The organism is Psychromonas aquimarina ATCC BAA-1526 (assembly GCF_000428725.1).
GTDB lineage: Bacteria > Pseudomonadota > Gammaproteobacteria > Enterobacterales > Psychromonadaceae > Psychromonas > Psychromonas aquimarina.
In genome coordinates this window covers 1-3240 of sequence record NZ_AUAM01000107.1, presented here as the reverse complement: position 1 = coordinate 3240, position 3240 = coordinate 1, and the positions used below count along the sequence as shown (strand labels likewise).

Below are 3240 nucleotides of genomic sequence, written 5' to 3'. Positions count from 1 at the left end.
GGTGAATAAGTTAAAAGGTATTGGATCTTTTGACAGGACGATGATTACACACTCCGACGCCTGGGTGATAGGCAAGGTTGGTGCAGAAGGTGGTTTTGACCTTGAAGAAAACGACAGTTTTCTCCCTTGGAGTTCTGTCAATAACTGTACGCGGGTTAAAAAACCAGCAGTTGAACAGGCAGTTATTGAGCAGTTTGAACCGCTAGGGGTTGATCTTGATGATTATCTGCTAGGGGTTGTGATGAAAGGAGGGCGAATTTTGATACCAGACGGCCGCAGGGCCTGGTTATCAAATACAGATTTAGGCTGGCAGCTTCGTGTTGAGGAGATAATTACGGATGTTGGCTGGGATGATTGGTAGTGCGTTTGGAAAATTTTAATAAATTTGGAGATAAATATGAGCGGTGCTGTTAAAGTCGCGGAAAAATCGATGGATAACATCGAGCAGTTGATAGCCGAAATGTTGGAAGGCGATCACCTGGACAACGAAATTTCTCTGGGCCGGCTGCTTTGCGGTAAAAGTGAAATACAGGTACAGCTTAAAATCACCCGCGTTCGTAGTGATTTTATTGACGATGATGAAGAAGATTTAGCGTAAGGGTTAGCTCATGGCAGTAAGAAAAAAAATTTCGGTACCGAAGATACTTTTAGCGGTTGCCTGGATTCCTGATCTTGAAACAAAGCCGTTAACTATCGATGAAGTGCTGAACGTTGGTGGCCGAGTTGTTGATGAAAACCTTTCCAAGCTGGGTGCCGAAGAGGTTGAACGGTGCTTGAATATTGGCACTGAAGGCCTTGATGGTGAATACATTATCATTTGATAAAAGTAAGGTGGGAATGTAAGGTGCGTTTTTATTTATAGTTAATGGGCGCCTTTCCTGTAGAAGCATGGAAGTTTTCCGTTTAATAAAATGTTATACATTTAGGAAGGATCTCGCAAATGATTGAACAATACTTAAGCGCATTTATTATTATGTTTTTGCCAACCAGGCTTGCCAATAAAGTGTTTGGTAGAACTATGTCACCAATTAAATCAGCTTTTGCATCGTTTATATCAGTATCACTTTTAGTTTTGGCGATTAGTCCTCTAACAATGGGGATCTGGATGGCCTTTATTACTTACATACCTTGTTTAATTATTTTCTTGTTGATCGATATATATAAAGCAAAAACAAAAGTGCCTGCTGAAACAAACGTATAAAACGCAAAATTGAGGGCATCCACCTTATTATGGAAACACGGAAGTTTTTCGTCTAATTAAGATATTATTTACTCAGGGAGAGTTAGCCATATGAATTCCAGTCCTAATTATGATAACTACACACTAAAAGAACTTTTAACTGCCAAAGGTAATATTTCTCAAGAAAAATTTCCAGCAAGAGCAAAAAGGATTGAGTTAGCTATTTCTAGGAAAATGAATCCTCCAGCAGAAAAAACAGAAATTGAAAAGCCACAAGAATTAGGTGAATTAGATAAATATTCTACATTCTGGCCAAGATTTTGGGCATCAATTATTGATGGTATTGTTTTAGTTATGTTTTCAGCAATTCTTGGCTTTTTGGGCTCTCAAACTGGCGGTGGAATTCAAACTACGTTAGGTTATGTCGATACAGTTCAATTCGTTATTTATTCTGTAGGCCTCCACACCCTTTATGGGCAAACCTTTGGCAAAATGGCGGTAAGTGTCAAGGTGGTAGATCATTTATCAGAAACTAATATTACTTTTAAACAGGCATTCTTAAGAGATTGTGTTCCTGTTGTAACGTTAATTTTCTTATTAATTATGTCTATTTTCGTTTCTTTTGAACAAGGAGATGAAGCACCTTTATGGTTAATTTATACAGTGTTGGCTTTTGGCCTTTCTAATTTTATGTGGCATTTACTGGAAATCATAACGATGATATTTAGTAAAAAAAATAGAGCGTTACATGATTTTATCGCGGGTACGGTGGTAATTAATACATAATAGTTACTCCTCCATCGAAATCGAGGACATCCAAGAGTCGTTGAATCATAAGTAAATAATTCATATATGGATGTCCCACCTTTCCCTTCAATCTTTCCCGTTCTTGTTGTATTCCGTGTTTCTGCACTAGGTATATTCCATTAAATAATATAAGTGTTTGAGCAAAAGCCAAAGAAATGTAAACTCCGTTTTCGTTATAAATAATTGACTGTTTATTTTGTTTTGGAGAGATGGAAGCCTTCCATTTAATTAGATTTTCTCCATATAAGGGAGTTATACAAATGAGAGTATTATTAACCACATTTCTAAGTGCTTTTTTTCTTGTCGCATGTAATGACAGTAGCAAAGATGTTAATCAAATTCGTAATGATCCGGCTGTTACTGGAGTAATTGATGTTAATGGTTCCATTGAGGTGGATAATATAATCAGAGCTGAGGTTAAGCTCATAGATTATTCTATTGCTGATGCGGAAACCATTGTCGTTAGTGAAAAGCTAATTGAATCAATTAGCAAGTTTCCATTAGATTATTTCATTTCCTATAAAGAAGCTGATATTAATGAATCACGCTTATATTCGGTTAGTGCGTCTTTGATTTTTAAAGACGCGGCTGGTGAGGAATATGTAGGTTTTAGAACAACCCAAAGTTACCCCGTTTTAACGAACGGATTTACATCAGAAATTGATTTGCTTCTAGAATCAGTAACTGTTCAGGAAGAAAGTACTGTGAATGTATATATTTCAACTGGTGCGAAAGTCTGTTCGGATAATGGCTTAACGCTCAATGAAACTCAGTCATATTTAACTAGTGCTGGGATAGATGTTAAAGAATCTAATTGTGGTCACCTGACTACACAACTGGCGAGTATTCCAGTATGTGGCGATAGTACTTATGATGTTCATGTTTACAGCATATTATCAGATGACCTTTCACAAGCTGAAAATATTGGTTTTACTAAAGCGGTATCTGTATCTGATAATATTGCTGCAGGCAGTGAAATACTACTAACAGCATGCAAAGACTCATAATAAGCAGTTAAAATGTGACTTGCTTGATTTTAGCCCACACGTGTGGGCTTTTTTATGCCTGCAACCTACCAAAAAAAGAAGAAAAATACCTTTATGCTGTATATAATTACAGGTGTTGATTTAGGCTGTTTATTTCTTTCTCCTGCCCGGTATTCGGGGCTTAAATTAATTTTAAATCAACCGATTAAATCATGCTTAAGGGGCTATTTATCCTGAGCCGGTTACTATTAATTTCAAGTAAAAAGG

At 36.9% G+C, this 3240-nt stretch carries 6 protein-coding genes; all 6 read left to right on the top strand.

What is annotated here, in order from left to right; translation table 11 throughout:
• Positions 1-361, top strand: a 361-nt coding sequence (locus tag G337_RS26760; RefSeq protein ID WP_211235826.1) for a hypothetical protein, incomplete at its 5' end; no start/stop codon positions are given.
• Positions 362-397: 36 nt separating this feature from the next.
• Positions 398-598, top strand: a complete 201-nt coding sequence (locus tag G337_RS0118930) for a hypothetical protein (RefSeq protein WP_028865260.1) — start codon at positions 398-400, stop codon at positions 596-598.
• Between the two features lie 10 nt (positions 599-608).
• Positions 609-821 (top strand): hypothetical protein, encoded by a 213-nt coding sequence (locus G337_RS0118925; protein WP_028865259.1) that lies wholly within the window; start codon positions 609-611, stop codon positions 819-821.
• A gap of 119 nt (positions 822-940) precedes the next feature.
• Positions 941-1201 carry a hypothetical protein gene (locus tag G337_RS0118920; RefSeq protein ID WP_028865258.1) on the top strand — a complete coding sequence of 87 codons (261 nt, stop codon included), beginning with the start codon at positions 941-943 and terminating at the stop codon, positions 1199-1201.
• A 90-nt stretch (positions 1202-1291) separates the two neighbouring features.
• Positions 1292-1966 (top strand): RDD family protein, encoded by a 675-nt coding sequence (locus G337_RS0118915; RefSeq protein WP_028865257.1) that lies wholly within the window; start codon positions 1292-1294, stop codon positions 1964-1966.
• A gap of 281 nt (positions 1967-2247) precedes the next feature.
• Positions 2248-2994 carry a YbaY family lipoprotein gene (locus G337_RS0118905; protein WP_028865255.1) on the top strand — a complete coding sequence of 249 codons (747 nt, stop codon included), beginning with the start codon at positions 2248-2250 and terminating at the stop codon, positions 2992-2994.
• The last annotated feature ends 246 nt before the right edge of the window (positions 2995-3240 follow it).